The sequence below is a fragment of the Streptomyces sp. NPDC048566 genome, from assembly GCF_043199735.1.
GTDB lineage: Bacteria > Actinomycetota > Actinomycetes > Streptomycetales > Streptomycetaceae > Streptomyces.
This window is the reverse complement of record NZ_JBICWL010000008.1, coordinates 178,543-201,169: the sequence shown is the minus strand read 5'-3', so window position 1 is coordinate 201,169 and position 22,627 is coordinate 178,543. Positions and strand designations below refer to the sequence as shown.

Sequence of the window (22,627 nt, the reverse complement as noted above, 5' to 3'; positions counted from 1 at the left end):
GCCTGGAGGAGGAACATGCGCTCAACTTAACAGCCGGCGCCGGGAGTCGGCCGGAGAGCCCGGAACCCGCCGGGCCGGGATGGGGCGGACCGCGGTGCGGCGGCCTCGGCGCGGGAGGCCGGGGCACGGCGGGCCGAGATGGGGCGGGACGGGGGGCCGGGCGGGCCGAGGTACAGCAGGCCGGAGTGCGGCGAAGCACGGTCCAGCAGGCCGGGGTAGAGCGGGCCGAGGTACGGCGCACCGCGGCGCAGGAGGCCGAGGTACAGCAGGCCGAGGTGCAGCGCACCGCGGCGCAGGAGGCCGCGGTGCGGCGGGCCCGGCGCGGGAGGCCGGGGCGCAGCAGGCCAAGGTGCGGCGACCCTCGGCGCGGGAGACCGAGCCACAGCGGGCCGCGGGCCGGGGGTGCGGCGGGCCCGGTGTGTCCGCGCCGCCGCACCCCGGTCCGGTCAGTTCTCGGTGAGGCCCTCGACGAGGGAGTCCGCGGCACGGTAGGGGTCCAGTTCCCCCGCGACGATGCGCTCCGCGAGGGCGCTGAGGCGGCGGTCCCCGTGCAGGTCGCCGATGCGGCGGCGCAGCGTCGTCACGGCGATCGTCTCGACCTCCTGGGCGGCCCGCGCGAGCCGGCGTTCGGCGAGCACGCCGTGCTCCTCCATCCACGCCCGGTGCTTCTCCAGCGCCTCGACCACCTCGTCGATGCCCTCGGAGCGGGCGGCGACCGTCTTGACGATCGGCGGGCGCCAGTCGCCGGGACCGCGGGACTCGCCGAGGCCGAGCATGTGGTTCAGCTCGCGGGCGGTGGCGTCGGCCCCGTCCCGGTCGGCCTTGTTGACGACGTACACGTCGCCGATCTCCAGGATTCCGGCCTTGGCGGCCTGGATGCCGTCGCCCATGCCCGGGGCCAGCAGGACGACGGAGGTGTCGGCCTGGCGGGCGATCTCCACCTCCGACTGGCCGACGCCGACGGTCTCCACGAGGATCACGTCGCAGCCGGCCGCGTCGAGCACGCGGATGGCCTGCGGGGCGGCCCAGGCGAGACCGCCGAGATGGCCGCGGGTGGCCATGGAGCGGATGTAGACGCCCGGATCCGAGGAGTGGTCGGACATCCGCACCCGGTCGCCGAGGAGCGCGCCGCCGGAGAACGGCGACGACGGGTCGACCGCGAGGACGCCGACCCGCCTGCCCTGCCGCCGGTAGGCGGTCACCAGGGCGGACGTCGACGTCGACTTTCCGACGCCGGGCGATCCGGTGAGCCCGACCACGTACGCGTTCCCGGTCAGCGGGGCCAGCGCCGCCATGACCTCACGGAGCTGCGGTGCCGCCCCCTCCACCAGGGAGATCAGCCGGGCCACCGCCCGCGGTCGCCCTTCTCTGGCCTGGGCCACCAGCGAGGAGACGTCCTGCATCACAGCTCCGTTCACGAGAGATCGGGTGGAACGCGGGTCAGGCCTTGGCCACCCGCAGGATCAGCGCGTCGCCCTGACCGCCGCCGCCGCACAGGGCCGCCGCGCCGACACCGCCGCCGCGCCGCTTCAGTTCGAGCGCCAGGTGCAGCACGAGACGGGCACCGGACATGCCGATCGGGTGGCCGAGCGCGATGGCGCCGCCGTTCACGTTCACCTTGTCCGCGCTCACCCCGAGGTCCTTCATGGACTGGAAGGCCACCGCGGCGAACGCCTCGTTGATCTCGATCAGGTCGAGGTCGCCGGTCTCCAGCCCCTCCTTCTTCAGGGCGTGCAGGATCGCGTTCGAGGGCTGCGACTGGAGGGAGTTGTCGGGTCCCGCCACGTTGCCGTGCGCGCCGATCTCCGCGATCCAGTCCAGGCCCAGCTCCAGCGCCTTGGCCTTGCTCATGACGACCACCGCGGCGGCGCCGTCGGAGATCTGGGAGGCGCTGCCGGCGGTGATGGTGCCGTCCTTGGCGAAGGCGGGGCGCAGCTTGCCGAGGGACTCGGCGGTGGTCTCGGCGCGGATGCCCTCGTCCTTGCTGAAGACGACGGGCTCGCCCTTGCGCTGCGGGATCTCGACGGGGGTGATCTCCGCCTCGAAGATCCCGTTCTTCTGCGCGGCGGCGGCGCGCTGGTGCGACTGGGCGGCGATCTCGTCCTGCTCGGGGCGCCGGATGCCGAGGCGGGTGTTGTGCTTCTCGGTGGACTCGCCCATGGCGATGTTCTCGAACGCGTCGGTGAGGCCGTCGTGGGCCATGGCGTCGAGCATCTCGATCGCGCCGTACTTGTAGCCCTCACGGGACTTCGGGAGCAGGTGCGGGGCGTTGGTCATGGATTCCTGGCCGCCGGCGACGACGACGTCGAACTCGCCGGCGCGGATGAGCTGGTCGGCCAGGGCGATGGCGTCGAGGCCCGAGAGGCACACCTTGTTGACGGTGAGGGCCGGGACGCTCATGGGGATGCCCGCCTTGACGGCGGCCTGGCGCGCCGGGATCTGCCCCGCCCCGGCCTGGAGCACCTGGCCCATGATCACGTACTGCACCTGGTCGCCGCCGATGCCCGCGCGGTCGAGGGCGGCCTTGATCGCGAATCCTCCGAGGTCGGCCCCGGAGAAGGACTTCAGCGAGCCCAGCAGCCGTCCCATGGGCGTCCGGGCGCCCGCGACGATCACGGAGGTCGTGCTGTTCGTTCCAGACATGAGGTGCGATCCCCTTACCGGCTTGCACAGCCGAGGAGTGAACGAGGGTTTACTGAGAATGTACTGAGCGGTACGCCACGCGTCATCCGGCCCGCGGTGTGATCGCGCGCACGTTGCGTAACCACGCCGGGAGCGCTGCACTGACTGCATGCTGACGCGAATCGACCACATCGGGATCGCCTGCTTCGACCTCGACACCACCGTCGAGTTCTACCGGGCGACATACGGCTTCGAGGTGTTCCACACCGAGGTCAACGAGGAGCAGGGCGTGCGGGAGGCCATGCTCAAGATCAACGAGACGTCCGACGGGGGTGCCTCCTACCTCCAGCTGCTGGAACCGACCCGGGAGGACTCGGCCGTCGGGAAGTGGCTGGCGAAGAACGGCGAGGGGGTGCACCACATCGCCTTCGGCACCGCGGACGTCGACGGCGACGCCGCGGACATCCGGGACAAGGGCGTCCGCGTGCTGTACGACGAGCCCCGGATCGGTTCCATGGGGTCCCGGATCACCTTCCTGCACCCCAAGGATTGCCACGGAGTCCTGACGGAACTGGTCACTTCGGCGGCGGTTGAGTCACCTGAGCACTGACCACCGTATATCTGGGCCGGTAGGGTTGGGGGCGGCCGTCACCTTCACGGGGGGACGGCCGGGGTCCTGCCGCCTTCGGGCGCGCGGGACCCAGGGCCGGGGTCCAGGTTTCGGGGGGCGAGCGTCGGGGCAACAGCCCATGCTCCGCCGTTGATCTGACACCATTCCCCGGGGGCCCCGTTCGGCGGATGGACGGGGCTCGTTCGGAAAGACTTGCGACCAGGGGACGGATGGGACCGCGCAGTGCGGGGCTACGAACGCCAGGAGCGAGAGCCGGCGGCTGACGTCGACCACCTCTCTCGGTTCGAGGCCGAGATGGAACGGCTGAAGACCGAGCGGGAGAAGGCCGTCCAGCACGCCGAGGACCTCGGCTATCAGGTCGAGGTGCTGCGCGCCAAGCTGCACGAGGCGCGCCGCAGTCTGGCGACCCGTCCTGCCTACGACGGGGCGGACATCGGCTATCAGGCCGAACAGCTGCTCCGCAACGCACAGATGCAGGCCGACCAGCTGCGCGCCGACGCGGAGCGGGAGATCAGCCAGGCCCGCGCCCAGACGCAGCGGATCCTCCAGGAGCACGCCGAGCAGGCCGCCCGGCTCCAGGCGGAGCTGCACCAGGAGGCCGTCACCCGCCGCCAGCAGCTCGACCAGGAGCTCGCCGAGCGCCGGCAGACCGTCGAGTCGCACGTCAACGAGAACGTGGCGTGGGCCGAGCAGCTGCGGGCCCGTTCCGAGTCGCAGGCCCGCCGGCTGCTGGAGGAGTCGCGCGCGGAGGCCGAGCAGGCACTGGCCACCGCACGCGCCGAGGCCGAACGGGTCACCTCGGAGGCCCGCCAGCGGCTCACCAACGACGCGGAGGCGGCGCGCGCCGAGGCCGAGGCGCTGCTGCGCCGGGCCCGCGCGGACGCCGAGCGGCTGCTGAACGCCGCCTCGACGCAGGCGCAGGAGGCCACCGAGCACGCCGAGCAGCTGCGCAGCTCCACGGCCAGCGAGTCGGACAGCGCCCGCCGGCAGGCCACCGAGCTGAGCCGGGCCGCCGAGCAGCGGATGAGCGAGGCCGAGACGCGGCTGCGGGAGGCGCAGGCCGAGGCCGACAAGGTGCTCGCCGAGGCGAAGGAGGCGGCGGCCAAGCAGCTGTCCGCGGCCGAGTCCACGAACGAGCAGCGCACCCGGACGGCCAAGGAGCAGGTCGCCCGGCTGGTCGGCGAGGCGACCAAGGAGGCCGAGGCCACCAAGTCGGAGGCCGAGCAGCTCGTCGAGGACGCGCGGGCCAAGGCCGAGACGATCATCGCGGAGGCCGAGGAGAACGCCCGCAGCCTCACCGCCGAGGAGACCGCCTCACAGCTCGCGAAGGCCGCGCGGACCGCCGAGGACGTGCTGAACAAGGCGTCCGAGGAGGCCAAGCGGACGACGAAGGCGGCGGCGGAGGAGGCCGAGCGGATCCGCACGGAGGCGGAGACCGAGGCCGACCGGCTGCGCGCCGAGGCGCACGACATCGCCGAGGAGCTCAAGGGCACGGCGAAGGACGACACCAAGGAGTACCGCGCCAAGACGGTCGAGCTCCAGGAGGAGGCGCGGCGGCTGCGCGGGGACGCCGAGCAGCTGCGGTCCGACGCGGTCGCCGAGGGCGAGCGCATCCGGGCGGAGGCCCGGCGGGAGGCCGTCCAGCAGATCGAGGAGGCGGCGCGGACCGCCGAGGAGCTGCTCGCGAAGGCGAAGGCCGACGCGGACGAGCTGCGGCAGGCCGCCACGGCGGACAGCGAGAAGGTCCGTACCGAGGCGATCGAGCGGGCGACGGGGCTGCGTCGGCAGGCCGAGGAGACGCTGGAGCGCACCCGTGCGGAGGCCGAGCGGCAGCGCGCGGAGGCGGAGGAGCGGGCCGAGGCGATCACGGCCGACGCGGAGCGGGCCGCCGCGAGCCGGCGCGAGGAGACCGAGCGGACCCTGGAGGCCCGCCGGACCGAGGCCGAGGAGGAGCTGGCGCGGCTGCGCACGGAGGCCGAGGAACGGCTGACGGCGGCCGAGCAGGCGCTGACCGACGCGCGGGCGGAGGCCGAGCGGATCCGCCGCGAGGCGGTGGAGGAGACGGACCGGCTGCGGTCGGAGGCCGCGGAGCGCGTGCGTACCCTCCAGGCGCAGGCCGAGGCCGAGGCGGAGCGGCTGCGCACCGAGGCGGCGGCGGACGCGTCGGCCTCCCGTGCCGAGGGCGAGAGCGTCGCGGTGCGGCTGCGGTCGGAGGCGGCGGCCGAGGCCGAGCGGCTGAAGTCGGAGGCGCAGGAGAGCGCGGACCGGGTCCGGAGCGAGGCGCAGGCCGCGGCCGAGCGGCTGGCGGCCGAGGGCGCCGAGGCGCTGGCCGCCGCGCAGGAGGAGGCCGCGCGGCGGCGCCGCGAGGCCGAGGAGACGCTCGGTTCGGCCCGCCAGGAGGCCGACCAGGAGCGGGAGCGGGCCCGCGAGCAGAGCGAGGAACTGCTCGCCTCCGCCCGCAAGCGGGTGGAGGAGGCGCAGGCCGAGGCCGTCCGGCTGGTCGAGGAGGCCGACCGGCGGGCGAACGAGATGGTCTCCGGTGCCGAGCAGACCGCGCAGCAGGTGCGGGACGCGGTGGCGGGGCTGCACGAGCAGGCGCAGGAGGAGATCGGCGGACTGCGGTCGGCCGCCGAGCACGCCGCGGAGCGGACCCGGACCGAGGCCCAGGAGGAGGCGGACCGGGTCCGGGCGGACGCGTACGCGGAGCGCGAGCGTGCCGCGGAGGACGCGTCGCGGCTGCGGCGGGAGGCGTCCGAGGAGACGGAGGCCGCCTCCGCGCTGGCCGAGCGCACGGTGGCGGAGGCGATCGCCGAGTCGGACCGGGTGCGTTCGGAGGCCGCGGAGCACGCCCAGCGGGTGCGTACGGAGGCGTCGGACGCGATCGCGGGCGCCGAGCAGGACGCCTCACGGACCCGGGCGGACGCCCGGGAGGACGCCAACCGGATGCGTTCGGACGCGGCGACGCAGGCGGACACCCTCGTCAGCGAGGCGGCGGCGGAGGCCGAGCGGCTCACGGCCAAGACCGCGGCGGAGGCCGATCGGATCCGCGCCGAGTCGGTGTCCGCGGCGGAGAAGCTCATCGAGGACGCGACCGGTGACGCGGAGCGGCTGCGGGCCGAGGCGGCCGACACGGTCGGTTCCGCGCAGCAGCACGCCGAGCGGGTGCGCGCCGAGGCCGAGCGGGTCAGGACGCAGGCCGAGCAGGAGGCGGAGCAGGTCACGTCGGCGGCGCGGGAGGAGGCCGACCGGACCCTGGACGAGGCCCGCAAGGAGGCCAACAAGCGGCGCTCCGAGGCGGCCGAGCAGGTCGACACCCTCATCTCCGAGACGGCCTCCGAGGCGGACAAGCTCATCGCGGAGGCCCGGCAGAGCGCCCAGAAGACGACCGCGGACGCCGAGTCGCAGGCCGACACGATGGTCGGGGTGGCGCGCGGCGAGGCGGAGCGGCTGGTCTCCGAGGCGACCGTCGAGGGCAACACCCTGGTCGAGCGGGCCCGCACGGACGCGGACGAACTGCTGGTCGGGGCGCGCCGGGACGCCACCGCGATCCGGGAGCGGGCGGAGGAGCTGCGGGAGCGGATCACCTCGGAGATCGAGGAGTTGCACGAGCGGGCCCGGCGCGAGTCGGCCGAGGCGATGAAGAACGCGGGCGACCGGTGCGACGCGCTCGTCAAGGCGGCCGAGGAACAGCTCGCGGAGGCGAAGGCGAAGGCCAAGGACCTGGTGTCGGAGGCCAACTCCGAGGCCGGCAAGGTGCGGATCGCCGCCGTGCGCAAGGCGGAGGGGCTGCTCAAGGAGGCCGAGCAGAAGAAGACCTCCGTCGTCGCCGAGGCCGAGAAGATCAGGTCCGAGGCCATCCAGGAGGCCAAGGCGGCCGTCGAGGAGGGCAAGCGGGACCTGGAGGTGCTGGTGCGCCGGCGGGAGGACATCAACGTGGAGATCTCCCGCGTCCAGGACGTCCTGGAGGCGCTGGAGTCCTTCGAGGCGCCGGGCGGCAAGGACGGCGGCGTCAAGGCGGGGGCTGCGGTGGGGGCGCCCCGATCGGGTGGCAAGTCGTCGGACGGCTAGCCGGAACCACCCATTTCGTGCTCCGCGGGGCGTCCGGGCGCGGGTTCTGGCAAGCCATCCGGGGGCCGGCCACCCGAAAGGAGTGTCATTCTCCAGATCAAACACGTATCCGCTCGATGACACACCGCTTTGACCCCTAGGATTCCACCTATCACCTCACCGGTCTCATTCGACAGGAACCCCATGAGCGACACTTCCCCCTACGGCTTCGAGCTTGTGCGGCGTGGGTACGACCGCGCTCAGGTGGACGAACGCATTTCGAAGCTCGTCTCCGACCGTGACAGCGCTCTGGCCCGCATCACCGCCCTGGAAAAGCGCATCGAGGAGCTCCACCTCGAGACGCAGAACGCCCAGGCCCAGGTAACCGACGCCGAGCCGTCGTACGCCGGGCTCGGCGCGCGTGTCGAGAAGATCCTCCGCCTCGCCGAGGAGGAGGCCAAGGACCTGCGCGAGGAGGCCCGTCGCGCGTCCGAGCAGCACCGCGAGCTCGCCGAGTCGGCGGCCCAGCAGGTGCGCAACGACGCCGAGTCGTTCGCCGCGGACCGCAAGGCCAAGGCGGAGGACGAGGGCGTCCGGATCGTCGAGAAGGCCAAGAGCGACGCCTCGCAGCTGCGTTCCGAGGCGCAGAAGGACGCGCAGTCCAAGCGCGAGGAGGCGGACGCCCTCTTCGAGGAGACCCGCGCCAAGGCCGCGCAGGCCGCCGCCGACTTCGAGACGAACCTCGCCAAGCGCCGCGAGCAGTCCGAGCGCGACCTGGCCTCGCGTCAGGCCAAGGCCGAGAAGCGCCTCGCGGAGATCGAGCACCGCGCGGAGCAGCTCCGCCTGGAGGCGGAGAAGCTGCGGACGGACGCCGAGCGCCGCGCCCGCCAGACGGTGGAGACGGCCCAGCGCCAGGCCGAGGACATCGTCGCCGACGCGAACGCCAAGGCCGACCGCATCCGTTCGGAGTCCGAGCGCGAGCTGGCCGCCCTCACCAACCGCCGCGACTCGATCAACGCGCAGCTCACGAACGTCCGCGAGATGCTCGCGACGCTCACCGGCGCCGCGGTGGCGGCCGCCGGCTCGCCGGCCGAGGACGAGCCGGTCACCCGCGGGGTTCCGGCGCAGCAGTCCCGGTAACCACGCACCACGACACAGGGCCCGCTCCCTCCGCGAGGGTGCGGGCCTTGTCGTGCGCCCGCCCATGGCCGGCTCCGCACGCCCGCCTCCTGCGGCGCGACGGCCGTCCGCCCGATCGGGCGGACGCCGTGAGACGGCCGGGCGGCCCGCGGCTTCCGCCCCGCCCGGACCCCCGGATCTCCGGTGGCAGGCACCGGGGGGCCGTCTTAGCGTGGCCGCATGATCGAGCTCGAGGGGCTGACCAAGCGGTACGGCGAGAAGGTGGCGGTGAACAACCTGACCTTCGCCGTGAGACCGGGCATCGTGACCGGCTTCCTCGGCCCGAACGGCGCGGGCAAGTCCACCACGATGCGGATGATGCTCGGACTCGACCGGCCCACCTCCGGCGACGTGCGGATCGACGGGCAGCACTACGACCGGCTCAGGGACCCGCTGAAGTACATCGGCGCGCTGCTCGACGCGAAGGCCGTGCACGGCGGGCGCAGCGCCTTCAACCACCTGCTGTGCCTGGCGCAGAGCAACGGCATCCCCGCGCCCCGGGTCCACGAGGTGCTCGACACCGTCGGCCTCACCGGCGTCGCCCGCAAGAAGGCGAAGGGGTTCTCGCTCGGCATGGGCCAGCGGCTGGGCATCGCGGGCGCGCTCCTCGGCGACCCGCGCATCCTGATGTTCGACGAGCCGGTCAACGGCCTCGACCCCGAGGGCATCCACTGGATCCGCAACCTGATGAAGTCCCTCGCCGGCCAGGGCCGTACGGTCTTCGTCTCCTCGCACCTGATGAGCGAGATGGCGCTCACCGCCGACCACCTCGTCGTCATCGGCCAGGGCAGGCTGCTCGCCGACACCTCCATGGCCGACTTCATCCGGCAGAACTCGCGCTCCTACGTCCGGATCCGCACCCCTGAGCGGGAGCGACTGCTCGACGTCCTGCACGGCGCCGGCATGACGGTCGTGGAGACCGGCGGCGGTCCGCTGGAGGTGGACGGGGGCCGGCCGGAGGAGATCGGCGAGCTGGCGGCGCGGCACGGGGTCGTGCTGCACGAACTGAGCCCGCAGCAGGCATCCCTGGAGGAGGCGTTCATGCAGTTGACCGCGGAGTCGGTGGAGTACCACGCGCACTCCGGCCCCGATCCGCGGGGCCCCTTCGGCGCGGGCGCGCCGCAGGTGGGTCCGGCCGCGCCCGGCGGGCCGCCGTCGGCCGGCGCCCCCCGGCCTCCGCAGTGGGGCGCCGACTGGAGGAAGGGCTGAGATGGCGGCCACCCAGGTGCTCCGGTCGGAGTGGACGAAGATCCGCTCCGTGGCGTCCACGGTCTGGACGCTGAGCCTCGCGGCGGTCGTCACGATCGCGCTGGGCATCCTCATCTCGCTGCTGTCGAAGAACGAGTTCGACAACATGAGCGCGCGGGACCGGCTGGAGTTCGACCCGACCTTCATCAGTTTCGCGGGCATGACCCTCGGTCAGCTCGCGATGATCGTCTTCGGTGTGCTGGTGGTCGGCAACGAGTACAGCACCGGCATGATCCGCACCTCGCTCGCGGCGGTGCCGCAGCGCGGCGCGTTCCTGTTCGGCAAGGTCGCGGTGGCGACCGCTCTGGCTCTCGTCGTCGGCATGGTCACCAGCTTCGTCACCTTCTTCCTCGGCCAGGCCGCCCTGGGCTCGCACCGGGTGTCGATCGGCGACCCGGGCGTCCTGCGCGCGGTGATCGGGGGCGGGCTGTACATGACGCTCATCGCCGTGTTCTCGATGGGCGTCGCGGCGATGCTGCGCAGCCCGATGCTCTCGCTCGGCATCCTGATGCCGTTCTTCTTCCTGATCTCCAACATCCTGGGGGCGGTGTCCGCGACGAAGAAGGTGGGCCGCTACCTGCCCGACCAGGCCGGCAGCCGCATCCTGCGGGTGGTCGCCCCGCTCGACGACACCCCCTACGGACCGTGGGGCGGCCTCGGGATCATGGTCCTGTGGGTGGTGGCGGCACTGGTCGGCGGATACGTGCTGCTCAAGCGGAGGGACGCGTGAGCCGTCCGGTGCGGGGGAGGTGTGCGGGCGCCCGGGTCCGCACACCCCGGGCGCGGTGCGGTCGCTAGGGCCCGTCCCCGCCCGTGCCGTCCCCGCCCGTGCCGTCCCCGCCCGTGCCGTGCCCGCCCGTGCCGTGCCCGCCCGTGTCTTCGCCGTCCGGTGCGGGACCCGTCAGGCCGTCGAACTCCGTCCAGCCCTCCCACTGCCAGACGTCGCAGCCGAGGTCCGGCTGGAGCGGCACGAACCGGCCGAGTTCGAAGTCGCCCCCCTCCAGGTCGAACCAGCGCTCGTCGGCGACCTCGGTGCCGAGACCGACGGTCCGCGCGGTGAGCCGGACGAGCAGTTTCACTCCGTGCGATGCCGTGAGGTCCTTGCCCTGGATGCGCCGGAACGGCAGTGCCGGCACGGGTGCCTCCACCGGGATCCACACGGTGAAGGGCGCCCCGCGCTCCACCGCGAGCCAGCTCCGCTCGTCCGCGGGCTCGCCCCGGGCGTCCAGGACCTTCAGCCACTGCTTGTAGATGACGAGGCTGCCGTCGTGCGGGGACCGCTCCAGGTAGCGCAGGTGGGCGCGGGCCCGCAGGTCGACGACCGAGAGGTTGTCGAAGCGGTTGTAGAACCGCACGGCGATGACCGCGTCGTCGCTGCTCGCGTTGCGCCGCGAGTAGCCGGGGAAGTCGGCGGTCCAGGCGTGCGAGATGCTGGCCCGCCGCCGCCAGACGAAGGGCCGCAGGGCGAACATCTTGATGAGGACGATGCCGAGGAGCACGGCGGGGACGAGCGCTCCGGTGACGGAGGCGATCGTCGCGAGCACCTGGTGCGCGGTGCTGTCGGCTTCGGGTTCGAGGTTGTCGGTGCCCACGCAGGCGCGCAGCACGGTCAGGCTCAGGTCGGCCAGCGCCTCCCGGTCGGAGAAGCGGTCGGCCAGGGAGCGCGGGGTGTGCTCGGTGAGCGTCCAGGCCGTCGCGAGGACGACCGACAGCCCGGCGAGGGCGCCGAGTGCCATCAGCAGCAGGGCGTGGACGGTCCGTCCCGCGATCCACCAGCGAACAGATGTGCGGTAGTGCGGATGCACCCGGGTGCCGGCGGACCGCCCGGGCCACCGCACCTCACGCCCCATGAATCTCAACTCGCGTCCCCCGTAACCGACTTGGTGCCCCTCCTACAATGGGGACGGCATCATTCCCGGTGCGGGTTCCGACCAACCCCCGCCCGGCCGGGGAGACCGGGCGCCGTCCCGGGTAGACATCGCGTGAAACGCTGTGCCCGTACGCACGCGACCACCCCCGAAGGGCGTCACCGTGACGACGAAGGACCGAAGCCTCGAGGCGCTGGGCCTGGACGACGTGCCCGCGAAGCAGCCCCTCACCTATCCCGGCCGCCCCACCACCGAGCCGTCGCTGCTGACCGGCGGCGAACTGCTGCACCTCGACGTCCGGCCGCTGCGGCTGGGCGAGTGGTGGGTGGAGGAGCGGCAGGAGCAGCAGCGCCTGGACGAGGCGCTCGCCGACCTCGGCCAGGTCGGGACCGGCCGCCGGCATCCGGTGATCGCGGTGGGGTCGAACGCCTCCCCCGGGCAGGTCGCGCACAAGCTGACCCGGCTGGGCATCCCGGCGACGGTGCCGATGGTCCCCGTGCGGGTGCGCGGCATCGGCGTCGGCTGCTCAGGGCACATCAGCCCGGCGGGCTACGTGGCGGGCACGCCGTACGTGGACCGGGGGGCGGAGACCACGCTCGTCGTGACGTGGCTGGACTCGACGCAGCTCAAGGCCGTCGACGACACCGAGTTCCCGGACTACCGGCGCGCGATACTCCCGGGCGACGCGTTCGCGATGACCATGCCGTCCGGGGAGCGGCTGGGCGGGGCGTACATCTACTTCAGCGCGCACGGGGTGCTCGCGGAGCCGGAGAGCGGGCTGCCCCGGCCGGGCGGCGGCGACCAGTCCGCACTGCTGGCCTCCCTGCTCGCCTCCTCGGCGCGGCTGCGCGAACTGCTCGGCCCCGACCCCGACGCCTGGGTGCGCGCGGCGGGCGCCGACCGGGAACTGCGCGAGCGGGGCACGCTCGTCTTCGGACAGGAGGGCTGGGTACTGCCGCAGACGGACTTCCTCCCGTACGTCGACGAGTCGGCCGAGCTGCGGCTGTACGACGACCTGCCGCCCCTGGGCGACTCGCTGCCGCCGGAGGCGTGAGACGCGCCCCGGCGTCGCTCCCGCGTCCCGCCGGGGCAATTACGACGGGTACCTGACAGGACAGTCGTGCGAAATCGGCTCTCGTACTGGATCTTTACCGCTCCGGCCAGCCCGGCTTTACTCCGTCTTGAGTGGAACCGGCGGCGCCCGGATATCCTCCTAACCCTTACGGGGGCGTGCGCCCCGCCGTCCTGAACCTTTCGATGGGTGCGGAGCATGATCGAGGCAGTCGGCCTGACGAAGCGCTACGGCGCCAAGACGGCCGTGTACAACCTTTCCTTCCAGGTGCGGCCGGGTGCCGTCACCGGCTTCCTCGGGCCCAACGGCTCCGGCAAGTCGACGACGATGCGGATGATCCTCGGGCTGGACAACCCCAGCTCCGGGCAGGTGACGATCGGCGGCTTCCCGTACCGCAAGCTGCCCAACGCCCCCCGGCACGTCGGCGCGCTGCTCGACGCCAAGGCGGTGCACGGCGGCCGGCACGCCCGCAACCACCTGCTCTGCCTGGCCCAGCTGTCGGGCATCCCGGCCCGCCGGGTCGACGAGGTGCTCGGCGTCGTCGGCCTCCAGGACGTCGCCAAGAAGCGCTCCAAGGGGTTCTCCCTCGGCATGGGCCAGCGCCTCGGGATCGCCGCCGCGCTGCTCGGCGACCCCCAGGTGCTGCTCTTCGACGAGCCGGTCAACGGCCTCGACCCCGAGGGCATCCTCTGGGTGCGCAACCTGATGAAGTCGCTCGCCGCGGAAGGCCGCACGGTCTTCGTCTCCTCGCACCTGATGAGCGAGATGGCGCTGACCGCCGACCACCTGATCGTGATCGGCCGCGGCCAGCTGCTGGCCGACTCGAACATCAAGGACTTCATCTCCCACAACTCGGCCGACTTCGCCCGGGTGCGCACACCGGACTCCGAGCCGCAGCAGCGCGAGAAGCTGACCGCGGCCCTCACCGAGGCCGGCGGCCAGGTGCTGCCCGAGCAGGACGGCGCGCTGCGCGTGACCGGCCTGCCCCTCCCCCGCATCAGCGACCTCGCGCACTCCGCGGACGTCCGCCTGTGGGAGCTGTCGCCGCATCAGGCCTCACTGGAGGAGGCGTACATGCGGATGACGCAGGGCGCCGTCGACTACCGCTCGACCATCGACCAGAAGGCCGGCCTCCAGCAGCAGCTCCCGCCGGGCGCGATGCCGCAGCCGCCACTTCCGGTGGCCGGCCAGGGCCAGCCGGGCTGGTACGCGCCGCCGCCGCCCCAGCACGGGGGCCGGCCGCCCTTCGCGATGCCGCAGGCGCCCGAGCCGGGCCCGTACGGCGCGCCCGCGGGCCACCCCGGCCCCTACGGCCCTCCGGCCGCCCCCGCCGCCGCGGACGCCAACCCCTACGCCCAGGCCGCTCCCCAGGCCCCCGCGGCCCCGGCCCCCGCGCCCGCCGCCGATTCGACCAAGCCCGAGGACGCCCGATGAGCACGCCCCAGCCACCGATGCCGCAGCACACGACCGCCGCCCCCGACCGGCACGCGGCGCCCGGCGTCTCGTACACGTCGCCGATCCCCGTCACCCGCACCCACCTGGGGCACGCGCTCGGCTCGGAGTGGACGAAGATCAGGTCGGTGCGCTCCACGCTGTGGACGCTCGGCGTCTTCCTGCTGCTGGTGATCGGCATCGGCCTCCTGGTCGCCGCGCAGACCACCGACGAGGACTTCGGCGATGTCCCCTACACGATCCCGGCGTTCTTCGGCCTGATGCTCGGGCAGATCTGCCTGATCACCCTGGGCGTGCTGGTGGTGTCCTCCGAGTACGGCACGGGCATGATCCGCACGACCTTCACCGCCTCGCCGCAGCGGCACCGGGTGCTCGCCGCGAAGCTGATCATCTTCTTCGCGGTGGCCTTCGCCGTCTCGGCCTTCGCGATCGGGCTGGTCGGCCTGATCACGGAGGGGATGCACAGCGAGCCCGCCGGCGTCCCGTGGGGCGGCACGGTCCTGCTGGGCGCCCTGTACGTGTCGCTGCTCGGCGTCCTCGCGCTCGCGGTGGGCTCGATGCTGCGCCACTCCGCGGGCGCGATCACCACGATGCTCGGTGTCGTGCTGGTGCCCGCGATCATGCCGGCGTTCCTGCTGATGTCCGAGAGCCTGCGCACGGTGGGCGAGAAGATGCAGGAGTACAACGCCCCGAACGCCCTCGCCCGGATCTTCCGGCTCGACTCCGAGGGCGGCAACGGCGCCGCCCAGCTCGGCCTGCTCGCCGGGGTGACGGCGGCGGCCGTCGTCGGCGCCTTCGTCCTGCTGGAGCGCCGGGACGTCTGACGCCCGCCGGGCGCCGCGCACCCGCCCTGGTGCCCTGACCGGAAAGGTTCACCGGCTCACCCTTCCGGTCAGGGCACTAGAATCTCGGCGCGTTACGGGACCGCTGCACCCGCGAGGTGCGGCGGTCCTTCGCGTTCCAGCACGCCTTGTGCCAGTGCCGGCGCTCGTCGACCCCCGAGTGGTCCGGCCAGGCCACCACGTGCGGCATCCCCGAAGGGATCAACTGGTCGCAGCCGGGGCAGCGGTAGGTCTTGCCCTGCGCGCTCGCGCCCGCCACGTGGCGCACGCTCCACTCCTCGCCCTGCCAGCTCTCCGCCGCCTGCCAGCCGCCGTAGCGGTCCGACGGGTCCGCCTCGGCGCTCCGGCCGGACGAGCCGGCGTCCTTCGGACGGTTGCGACGCGGGGACAAGGGACACCTCACGGAGCTATACAGGGAGCAGCGGCCACGTCCAGCCTACGCGGCGGGTGCAGGGGTACGCGTACACCGCCAACCCGCACAGATCCCCCATCGGACGGCCTATTTCCCAGACAATCCGCAAATCTCCCCGCCAAGCCGTGTCCTCGGCACGTGTCAGGAGGTTATGCCGGGTGGGGGAGCTCCCTGTCGGAGCCGAGGAAGCAGGAAAGTTCGATGCACGTAGGAAGTTTTGTACTCGCCGCCCAGTTCCCGGGACAGGGCCAGGGAGAGGCCCTGCACCGCGCGGTGCGGTCGGCCGAGGTGTCCGAGGAGGCCGGGCTCGACGCGGTGTGGCTGGCCGAGCACCACTTCGTGCCGTACGGGACCTGCCCGTCGGCCGTCACGCTCGCCGCGTACCTGCTGGGCCGCACCCGCCGCATCCGGGTCGGCACGGCCGTCAGCGTACTGCCCACCGCGCACCCGGTGGCCCTCGGCGAGCAGGCCGCGCTGCTGCACCTGACGTCCGGCGGGCGGTTCTCGCTGGGGGTCGGGCGCGGCGGCCCCTGGGTCGACCTGGAGGTGTTCGGAGCGGGCCTGGAGGCGTACGAACACGGGTTCCCGGATTCACTCGATCTGCTGATGCGCTGGTTGCGTGAGCCGTCCGTCGCGAGCACGTCCGCGCGGTTCCCCTTCCGCGAAGTCCCCGTCGTGCCGCGTCCGTCGGAGGCGCTGTGCGAGACGGCGGGACCGGAGGTCGTCGTCGCCTGCACCTCGCCGTCGAGCGTGCGGCTCGCCGCCGAGCGCGGGCTGCCGATGCTTCTCGGCATGCACGTCGGGGACGAGGAGAAGGCCGAAATGGTCGGGCTGTGGCGCCGGCACGCGCGCGCCGCGGGCCGCGACGGCGACGAGATCGCCGGCGCCGCCCATGTGTCCGCCGGCGTCTGCCAGATCGCCGACCGGCGCACGGACGCGGTGGAGACACTGGTGAAGGCGATGCCGGGCTGGCTGCGGCAGGGGCTGGACGCCCATGTGACGGTCGACGGCCGCGCCCGTTCGATGCGGGACCCGGTGGCGTACACCGAACTCCTCTGCGGGCTGCACCCCGTGGGCACACCGCGGCTGTGCGCGGACCGGCTCGCGGCCACCTCGGAACGGACCGGGATCACGCGCTTCGCCCTCCTCGTCGAGGGCTCGGGCGACCTGGCGGCCACCGAGGAGAACGTACGCCGGCTCGGCGCCGAGGTCCTCCCCGGCCTCGGCTGAGGCGCCGGGCCGCGGACGGGGCACGGTCCGGCCCGTCGGGCCGGCCCCGCGGTGAGCTTGCCGCCCCGGTACCAGAGCACCTCCCGCGGACGGAGCGGCAAGCCAAGCGGTGTCAGCGCGTCAGCAGTCCCTGAATTCCGGTGACTGGTTCAGCAGTTGACTGCGGACCGAGGTGAAGCGTGCCAGCGTGTCGTCCACCGCGTCGTCCAGTGGGAACACCGCCACCCGGTGGCAGTTCTGGAAGGCCAGCCGCACACCGAAGTGCCGCTGCAGCGCGCCGCGTATCGCGTCACTCGCGAGCGCACGCAGCAGCTGGCCACGTGCCTGCTCGTCCGGCGGGGGCGTCTGGTTGTCGGCGAAGTTGCCGCCGTCCACCTTCAGCTGGGCCACCAGGGAGCTGATCATCTCCCACGCATAGGGCAGGGAGGTCCGGACGCAGTCGACGAAGTCAGCTTCGTCGACCTCGCCTCGCTCGGCCTGTTGGAGTAGGGCCGGTGAGACGTCGAGCGACATGGGTTCTCCTCTCGCACCCCCGGGACTCAGGGGTTGCCGGACAGGGATGGGGAGTTCGCGGTGTCAGACACGCTGAGTACACGCGTCACGACCTCCCGCTTATACGGTAAGCAACGCCAGGTCACGGCACCAGGAGAATGGGCACATGGCGAACCGGCGGTAGGCCCACAATCAGCCACGCCCGAACAGGGAAGCTTCAGGATCAATGGGATGGCCCACCCGGGCCCGGCAGGCCGGAACCCGGCGACCGCGTGGACATACGTCGCGAACGTCGTTTTCCGGGCCGTTCGCCGGGACGGGAGGGGCAGGAGAATCGCGAGCACCGCCGCCGGTCGAGTAGCGTTGCCGACCATGCGTCTCGTCATTGCCCGCTGTTCCGTGGACTACGCGGGCCGGCTCACGGCCCACCTCCCGTCGGCCCCCCGCCTCATCCTGGTGAAGGCGGACGGAAGCGTCTCGATCCACGCGGACGACCGGGCCTACAAGCCCCTCAACTGGATGTCTCCGCCCTGCACGCTGAAGGAGGGCTCCGGGGACCAGGAGGGCACCTGGACCGTCGTCAACAAGGCGGGCGAGAAGCTCATCATCACGATGGAGGAGGTCCTGCACGACTCCTCGCACGAACTCGGCGTGGACCCCGGCCTGATCAAGGACGGCGTGGAAGCGCACCTCCAGGAGCTGCTCGCCGACCGCATCGAGACGCTCGGTGAGGGGTACTCGCTGATCCGCCGCGAGTACATGACGGCGATCGGCCCGGTCGACATCCTGTGCCGGGACGCCGACGGCGCGACCGTCGCCGTGGAGATCAAGCGGCGCGGGGAGATCGACGGCGTGGAGCAGCTCACGCGCTACCTGGAGCTGCTGAACCGGGACCCGCACCTGGCGCCGGTCCGCGGCATCTTCGCCGCCCAGGAGATCAAGCCGCAGGCCCGGGTGCTCGCCACCGACCGCGGCATCGGCTGCGCCGTCCTCGACTACGACGCCCTGCGGGGCATCGAGGACGACAAACTGCGCCTGTTCTGACCCGCACGCCGCATCCCCGGGCACCCGGTGCGCCCGTCCGCGCACGGCACGGGTGAGGGCCGGGTTCCGTCACGGAACCCGGCCCTCACCCGTCTCGCGTGGTCCTCGCTCAGATCACCAGACCGTCGGAGGGTTCCGGGCCGCCGCTCTCCGGCGCCCCGGCCGACATGCTCGCGGACGGGCCGCTCGCCGAGTCGGAGGTGGAGGGCTCGGTCGAGTCCGCGTCCGACGCCGACGCCGTCGGGGAGGCATCGTCCGTCGGCGTCGGGGACGAGGTGTCCGACGGCTTCGGTGAGGACGAGGAGGGCTTGCCCGTCGGGGACTTGGACGGCGTCTTGGACGGCGAACGCGACGGCTTGGCCGAGGTGCGCGTGCCGCTCGGCTCGTCGGAGGGCCCCCGCGTGGCCGTGGCGCTCGGCGTCGGGTCGTCGGTGGTGCCGTAACTGCCGTCGGGTCCCGGGTCGGTGGGGGCGGCGGGGGCGTCGTCGGTGGGCTTCGCGTCCGCGGCCTTGGTCGCCTTGTCCGCGCCGAGGCTGTCGTCGTCGCCCTGGCTGACGGAGGGGTTGACGCCGACCCTCTCGGACGGGGTGTCGCTGTCGCGGTTCGAGGTCGCGCCGAGCGTGACGACGGTGCCGAGGACGGCGACCAGGAGCGCCCCGGCGCCCGCGGCGACCAGGTTGCGCCGGGTGCCGGAGACCAGGCGCCCGGCGACCCCCGGGCGCTTGTCCGCGGCGAGGCCCGTGTCGGCCGGGTGGGCGAGCATCGTCGGGGCGTCGCCGGAGGTGTCCACGACCGTCGGGAAGGGGGCCGGGACACCGCGCGGCGGCGACGACGCCTCCTCGTGCCGCGCGTCCGGCACCTCCTCCCCCGCGGTGCGCCCGCCGACGGCGAACGGCGTGCCGGACCGGTCGGCCACCAGGGCGAGCGCGCGGCGGCCCGCGGTGGTGCCGCGCTTGTCGGCCAGGGCGCCGCGCAGGCCGATGGACGCCTCCAGTTCGGCGCGGGCCCGGTCGAGTTGGCCGCCGCAGAGTGCGAGGACGCCCAACTCATGGTGGAAGTAAGCCTGTTCGCCGACCTCACCGGTCAGCCGGGCCGCCTCGGCGCCGGAGCGCAGGGCACGTTCCCAGGCGCTCCAGTGCAGTCCGGCGGCGAAGGCGGGCGCGGCGGTGCGGGCGAGCCGGACGGCGGTGTTCTCGTCCTCCCGGGCGTCCTCCCCGGCGTCCTGCTCGGTGCCGGCGGCAGCGGTGCCCGTGGGCACGAGGAAGGTGAGCGCGGCGAGCACCGCGTCCGCCTCGGCGCACACCCGCTCCGGGGTGACCGAGGGGTGTCCGGCCCACCAGGTGTAGTGCCGGGCGGCGGTCCGGGCCCGCTCCTCCAGGGTGTCGGCGTAGCCGGATGCCTCCAGTTGGGCCTGCACCCCCGCCGCGAGCCGGTACCGGGAGCCGACCGGCGAGATCAGCGCGCAGCCGGCGAGTTCGGCGAGGGCGGCGTCGGCGTGGGTGTCGCCCACGAGGGCCGGCAGGTGGGCCTGGTGGGGCACCTCGCCGCCCAGCGCGACCGCGAAGCGCAGGGTGGCGCGGGCGGACTCGCTGAGCCGGGAGGCGAGCAGGGCGGCGGGGGCGGCGCCCTCGGCGAGGGAGGGCAGCGGTACGTCGTGCGCCTCGGCGGCCTCCAGGGGGGCGTCGTCCGGCACCTCCTGGAAGACGCCGTACTCGTCGAGGGCGTCCTCGCCGGCCTGGAGCCGGTCGCGCTGCCGCAGCAGGGCACCGGCCTGCATGAAGCGCAGGGGCAGCCCCTCGGACTCGAACCAGAGGTCGCCCGCCCAGTTCGACTCCTCCTCGGTGAGGACGCGGCCGACGGAGCGCTCCAGGAGCGCGAGGCCGCCACTGCGGTCGAGGCCGCCGAGGGCGACCTCTTCGAGGAGGGACTCGGAGGAGGGGGCCGGGACGTCGGGGGTCGCGGCGATCACGAAGGCGCACTCGGGGGTGGCGTCGAGGAGCTCGTCGAGCGCGGCGCCGCCGATCTCCACGTCGTCGACGACGACGACGGCACCGATCTCGCGGACGAGGCGGAGCAGCTCGTCGCGGTCCGGGCGGTGCCGGGGAGCGTCGTAGACGGCCGTGAAGAGGTCGTGCAGCAGGTCGGTCGCGGTGCGCCGGTGACCGCAGAGGCGGACGACGCCGTCCGGGGCGAGGTCCGCGCAGTCGTCGGCGACGGCGTCGAGCAGGACCGTGCGCCCGGAGCCGGAGGGCCCGGTGAGCCGTATGGAACGGCCCCGGGCGAGGAGGCGTACGAGCCGCTCGCGTTCGTCGTGGCGCTCCAGCAGGGGCACCCGGGGCTGCGCGGGGCCCGGCGGCACCGGGGGTTTGGCGGCCCGGGCCAGTTCGGCGCGTGCGGCGGGGCCGCGCTTGACCGGCGGTCGCGGCTGCTCGTGCGGCGGGCAGTTCTCGATCTCGCTGCCGTCGACGGGGTTGACCGTGAGCAGGAAGTCGCCGGCCACCAGCGGGACCGTGCGGACGACCGCCGGTGCGTGCTGGCCCAGGTCGGTGGCGAGCGGGTCGCGCGGCGGGCGCGGGCGAGGCGCCTGGCCGTCGTCGTCATGGCCGTACTCTTCGGTTCCCCGGTTGTTCGGGTCCATGTTCCAAGCCCCCCAAAAGCGTCGTGTGCCTTGCCCTCCCGGCCGTGCTGCACACCGCGCTGTCGCTTCTGGTCCGGTGCCCGCTCGTATGGGTTTCGGGCGGCGGGCAGCCGAAACCCTAAACCTTTGCACAGTATCCGGGAACCGGCGGGGTACCGTGCCGCCCGAACAGTCACAGCTTCGTGAGGATTGTGCGCGTGGTGCGCTTCGCCGACCGGTGCCGCGGTGCGGACGCGGTCGCGCGCGGGTGCGCGGAGCGCTGCGCCGGGGTCAGACGCGGGGCAGCGACTCGACTCCGATGCCGCCCTCGATCGCCAGGATGCGGTGCAGCCGGGTGGCCACCAGCAGGCGCTGCATCTGCGGGGGGACCCGGCGCAGCACGAGCCGCCTGCCGCACCGCCCGGCGCGCCGGTGGGCCCCCATGATGACACCGAGTCCGGTGGCGTCCCAGGAGTCCAGCTCGGACAGGTCCAGCACGAGGTCGCCGGCTCCGTCGTCGACGGCCGAGTGCAGGACCGTGCGGGCGTCCGCCGCGCTGCGTACGTCGAGGCGGCCCCCGACGACCAGCTCGGCGTGGTCGCCCCTGATGTACATATGCGCTCCCCGGGAAGGCGTCTGGTAACTCCGCGTGTGTCTGATGCCGCGTCTTGTCGTCCGTGTGGTGTGCACCGTCTGACTGCCCGAGGGCCGCAGAGGTTGCCGTCTGTAAGCGAACCGATACCGAATTCACCTCATGGGGTGATACCCGAGAGGTGCGTGCGGTTTCCGTGCCGAATGCGGCGACGGGGTCGTCCGTCGCCGCGGCGATCGTTCAGTGCTTGTAGAAGCCCTGCCCGCTCTTGCGCCCGATGTCACCGGCGTCAACCATCCGGCGCATCAGCTCGGGCGGCGCGAACTTCTCGTCCTGGGTCTCGGTGTAGATGTTGCCGGTGGCGTGGAGCAGGATGTCGACGCCCGTGAGGTCGGCGGTGGCGAGCGGGCCCATCGCGTGGCCGAAGCCCAGCCGGCAGGCGAGGTCGATGTCCTCGGCGGTGGCCACGCCCGACTCGTACAGCTTCGTCGCCTCGACGACGAGGGCCGAGATGAGGCGGGTGGTCACGAACCCGGCGACGTCGCGGTTGACGACGATGCAGGTCTTGCCGACGGACTCGCTGAACTCCCGTGCGGTGGCGAGGGCTTCGTCGCTCGTCTTGTAGCCGCGGACCAGCTCGACGAGCTGCATCATCGGCACGGGCGAGAAGAAGTGCACGCCGACGACCCGCTCGGGGCGCTCGGTGGCCGCCGCGATCTTGGTGATCGGGATGGCCGAGGTGTTCGAGGCGAGCACGGTGTCGGGGCGCACGATCTTGTCGAGGGCCCGGAAGATCTCGTGCTTGACCTCCAGCTTCTCGAAGACCGCCTCGACGACGATGTCCGCGTCGGCCGCCGCCTCCAGGTCGGTGGTCGCGGTGATGCGGGCGAGCGCGGCCTCCGCGTCGGCGGCCTCCATCCGGCCCTTGCCCACGAACTTGTCGTAGGAGGCCCTGATGCCGTCGAGGCCGCGGCCGAGCGCCTCGTCGGTGACATCGCGCAGGACGACGTCCCAGCCCGCCTGGGCGGATACCTGGGCAATACCGGACCCCATGAGTCCGGCTCCGATGACGGCGAGCTTCCGTGCCACTCCGACTCCCTTGACGCGCTGATCGAGTTGCTCTCCGGCGGACCCTAGCGTCCGTGTGCGCCTGTGTGACCGGTAAGTAACGCGCGTCACGTCTCATCTGACGGACATCACACCGACACGGGTCATAGGACCGCCCGTACGGCCTAGTTGAGGCCACCGTGACCCCGCGCTCGCGGGTAGCGGAGCGCCT

Annotated in this window: 18 protein-coding genes; 10 read left to right on the top strand and 8 right to left on the bottom strand. The window is 73.1% G+C overall.

What is annotated here, in order from left to right; translation table 11 throughout:
- Positions 1-446 precede the first annotated feature (446 nt).
- Complete coding sequence (gene meaB, locus ACGFS9_RS16215) at positions 447-1,403, bottom strand: methylmalonyl Co-A mutase-associated GTPase MeaB (RefSeq protein WP_393253733.1); 957 nt, start codon at positions 1,401-1,403, stop codon at positions 447-449.
- A gap of 37 nt (positions 1,404-1,440) precedes the next feature.
- The gene (locus tag ACGFS9_RS16210) at positions 1,441-2,643 is read right to left on the bottom strand and encodes an acetyl-CoA C-acetyltransferase (protein WP_393253731.1); all 1,203 of its coding nucleotides are present in this window, start codon (positions 2,641-2,643) and stop codon (positions 1,441-1,443) included.
- 148 nt (positions 2,644-2,791) lie between these two features.
- On the opposite strand from ACGFS9_RS16210, the gene mce reads away from it, so the two are divergent.
- From mce to ACGFS9_RS16185, 5 genes are all read left to right on the top strand, one after another.
- The gene (mce, locus tag ACGFS9_RS16205; protein ID WP_393253730.1) at positions 2,792-3,232 is read left to right on the top strand and encodes a methylmalonyl-CoA epimerase; all 441 of its coding nucleotides are present in this window, start codon (positions 2,792-2,794) and stop codon (positions 3,230-3,232) included.
- 243 nt (positions 3,233-3,475) lie between these two features.
- Positions 3,476-7,321: a polarized growth protein Scy gene (gene scy, locus ACGFS9_RS16200; protein ID WP_393253729.1), complete on the top strand. Its 3,846-nt coding sequence runs from the start codon at positions 3,476-3,478 to the stop codon at positions 7,319-7,321.
- A 183-nt stretch (positions 7,322-7,504) separates the two neighbouring features.
- Positions 7,505-8,440, top strand: a complete 936-nt coding sequence (locus ACGFS9_RS16195; RefSeq protein ID WP_393253727.1) for a cellulose-binding protein — start codon at positions 7,505-7,507, stop codon at positions 8,438-8,440.
- A 219-nt stretch (positions 8,441-8,659) separates the two neighbouring features.
- Positions 8,660-9,688: an ABC transporter ATP-binding protein gene (locus tag ACGFS9_RS16190; RefSeq protein WP_393253725.1), complete on the top strand. Its 1,029-nt coding sequence runs from the start codon at positions 8,660-8,662 to the stop codon at positions 9,686-9,688.
- A 1-nt stretch (position 9,689) separates the two neighbouring features.
- Positions 9,690-10,457, top strand: coding sequence for an ABC transporter permease (locus tag ACGFS9_RS16185; protein ID WP_393253723.1), 768 nt, complete (start codon positions 9,690-9,692; stop codon positions 10,455-10,457).
- Between the two features lie 64 nt (positions 10,458-10,521).
- Here ACGFS9_RS16185 and ACGFS9_RS16180 read toward each other — a convergent pair whose 3' ends face one another.
- The gene (locus ACGFS9_RS16180) at positions 10,522-11,577 is read right to left on the bottom strand and encodes a hypothetical protein (protein WP_393253722.1); all 1,056 of its coding nucleotides are present in this window, start codon (positions 11,575-11,577) and stop codon (positions 10,522-10,524) included.
- 181 nt (positions 11,578-11,758) lie between these two features.
- Here ACGFS9_RS16180 and ACGFS9_RS16175 point away from each other — a divergent pair, with 181 nt between their 5' ends.
- From ACGFS9_RS16175 to ACGFS9_RS16165, 3 genes are all read left to right on the top strand, one after another.
- Positions 11,759-12,649: a hypothetical protein gene (locus tag ACGFS9_RS16175; protein WP_393253721.1), complete on the top strand. Its 891-nt coding sequence runs from the start codon at positions 11,759-11,761 to the stop codon at positions 12,647-12,649.
- Positions 12,650-12,865: 216 nt separating this feature from the next.
- On the top strand, positions 12,866-14,101 hold the full coding sequence (locus ACGFS9_RS16170; protein ID WP_393253720.1) for an ABC transporter ATP-binding protein: 1,236 nt from the start codon (positions 12,866-12,868) through the stop codon (positions 14,099-14,101).
- Positions 14,098-14,943, top strand: a complete 846-nt coding sequence (locus ACGFS9_RS16165) for an ABC transporter permease (protein ID WP_393253718.1) — start codon at positions 14,098-14,100, stop codon at positions 14,941-14,943. Before ACGFS9_RS16170 ends, ACGFS9_RS16165 begins: the two co-directional genes overlap by 4 nt.
- A gap of 76 nt (positions 14,944-15,019) precedes the next feature.
- On the opposite strand, the gene ACGFS9_RS16160 is transcribed toward ACGFS9_RS16165, so the two are convergent.
- The gene (locus tag ACGFS9_RS16160; RefSeq protein WP_393253716.1) at positions 15,020-15,352 is read right to left on the bottom strand and encodes an ATP/GTP-binding protein; all 333 of its coding nucleotides are present in this window, start codon (positions 15,350-15,352) and stop codon (positions 15,020-15,022) included.
- A 222-nt stretch (positions 15,353-15,574) separates the two neighbouring features.
- On the opposite strand from ACGFS9_RS16160, the gene ACGFS9_RS16155 reads away from it, so the two are divergent.
- Positions 15,575-16,603, top strand: a complete 1,029-nt coding sequence (locus tag ACGFS9_RS16155) for an LLM class flavin-dependent oxidoreductase (RefSeq protein WP_393253714.1) — start codon at positions 15,575-15,577, stop codon at positions 16,601-16,603.
- Positions 16,604-16,723: 120 nt separating this feature from the next.
- Here ACGFS9_RS16155 and ACGFS9_RS16150 read toward each other — a convergent pair whose 3' ends face one another.
- Positions 16,724-17,116 carry an SCO5389 family protein gene (locus ACGFS9_RS16150; RefSeq protein WP_081219465.1) on the bottom strand — a complete coding sequence of 131 codons (393 nt, stop codon included), beginning with the start codon at positions 17,114-17,116 and terminating at the stop codon, positions 16,724-16,726.
- 351 nt (positions 17,117-17,467) lie between these two features.
- Between ACGFS9_RS16150 and nucS the strand changes: the two genes are divergently transcribed.
- Positions 17,468-18,139, top strand: a complete 672-nt coding sequence (gene nucS, locus ACGFS9_RS16145; protein WP_393253713.1) for an endonuclease NucS — start codon at positions 17,468-17,470, stop codon at positions 18,137-18,139.
- Positions 18,140-18,248: 109 nt separating this feature from the next.
- Here the strand turns inward: nucS and ACGFS9_RS16140 are convergent, their stop codons facing one another.
- The 3 genes from ACGFS9_RS16140 to ACGFS9_RS16130 all read right to left on the bottom strand — a co-directional run bounded on the left by ACGFS9_RS16140 (position 18,249) and on the right by ACGFS9_RS16130 (position 22,437).
- The gene (locus ACGFS9_RS16140) at positions 18,249-20,777 is read right to left on the bottom strand and encodes an ATP-binding protein (RefSeq protein ID WP_393253711.1); all 2,529 of its coding nucleotides are present in this window, start codon (positions 20,775-20,777) and stop codon (positions 18,249-18,251) included.
- 270 nt (positions 20,778-21,047) lie between these two features.
- Positions 21,048-21,371 (bottom strand): STAS domain-containing protein, encoded by a 324-nt coding sequence (locus tag ACGFS9_RS16135; protein WP_393253709.1) that lies wholly within the window; start codon positions 21,369-21,371, stop codon positions 21,048-21,050.
- Positions 21,372-21,588: 217 nt separating this feature from the next.
- Positions 21,589-22,437 carry a 3-hydroxyacyl-CoA dehydrogenase family protein gene (locus ACGFS9_RS16130; RefSeq protein WP_393253708.1) on the bottom strand — a complete coding sequence of 283 codons (849 nt, stop codon included), beginning with the start codon at positions 22,435-22,437 and terminating at the stop codon, positions 21,589-21,591.
- Positions 22,438-22,627: the final 190 nt, after the last annotated feature.

What these genes read in the sequence shown, in the direction of transcription:
- meaB (WP_393253733.1), bottom strand. Translation starts at nt 1,403, where the DNA reads ATGCAGGACGTCTCCTCGCTGGTGGCCCAGGCCAGAGAAGGGCGACCG.
- ACGFS9_RS16210 (WP_393253731.1), bottom strand. Translation starts at nt 2,643, where the DNA reads ATGTCTGGAACGAACAGCACGACCTCCGTGATCGTCGCGGGCGCCCGG.
- mce (WP_393253730.1), top strand. Translation starts at nt 2,792, where the DNA reads ATGCTGACGCGAATCGACCACATCGGGATCGCCTGCTTCGACCTCGAC.
- ACGFS9_RS16195 (WP_393253727.1), top strand. Translation starts at nt 7,505, where the DNA reads ATGAGCGACACTTCCCCCTACGGCTTCGAGCTTGTGCGGCGTGGGTAC.
- ACGFS9_RS16190 (WP_393253725.1), top strand. Translation starts at nt 8,660, where the DNA reads ATGATCGAGCTCGAGGGGCTGACCAAGCGGTACGGCGAGAAGGTGGCG.
- ACGFS9_RS16185 (WP_393253723.1), top strand. Translation starts at nt 9,690, where the DNA reads ATGGCGGCCACCCAGGTGCTCCGGTCGGAGTGGACGAAGATCCGCTCC.
- ACGFS9_RS16180 (WP_393253722.1), bottom strand. Translation starts at nt 11,577, where the DNA reads ATGGGGCGTGAGGTGCGGTGGCCCGGGCGGTCCGCCGGCACCCGGGTG.
- ACGFS9_RS16170 (WP_393253720.1), top strand. Translation starts at nt 12,866, where the DNA reads ATGATCGAGGCAGTCGGCCTGACGAAGCGCTACGGCGCCAAGACGGCC.
- ACGFS9_RS16165 (WP_393253718.1), top strand. Translation starts at nt 14,098, where the DNA reads ATGAGCACGCCCCAGCCACCGATGCCGCAGCACACGACCGCCGCCCCC.
- ACGFS9_RS16155 (WP_393253714.1), top strand. Translation starts at nt 15,575, where the DNA reads ATGCACGTAGGAAGTTTTGTACTCGCCGCCCAGTTCCCGGGACAGGGC.
- ACGFS9_RS16150 (WP_081219465.1), bottom strand. Translation starts at nt 17,116, where the DNA reads ATGTCGCTCGACGTCTCACCGGCCCTACTCCAACAGGCCGAGCGAGGC.
- nucS (WP_393253713.1), top strand. Translation starts at nt 17,468, where the DNA reads ATGCGTCTCGTCATTGCCCGCTGTTCCGTGGACTACGCGGGCCGGCTC.
- ACGFS9_RS16140 (WP_393253711.1), bottom strand. Translation starts at nt 20,777, where the DNA reads ATGGACCCGAACAACCGGGGAACCGAAGAGTACGGCCATGACGACGAC.
- ACGFS9_RS16135 (WP_393253709.1), bottom strand. Translation starts at nt 21,371, where the DNA reads ATGTACATCAGGGGCGACCACGCCGAGCTGGTCGTCGGGGGCCGCCTC.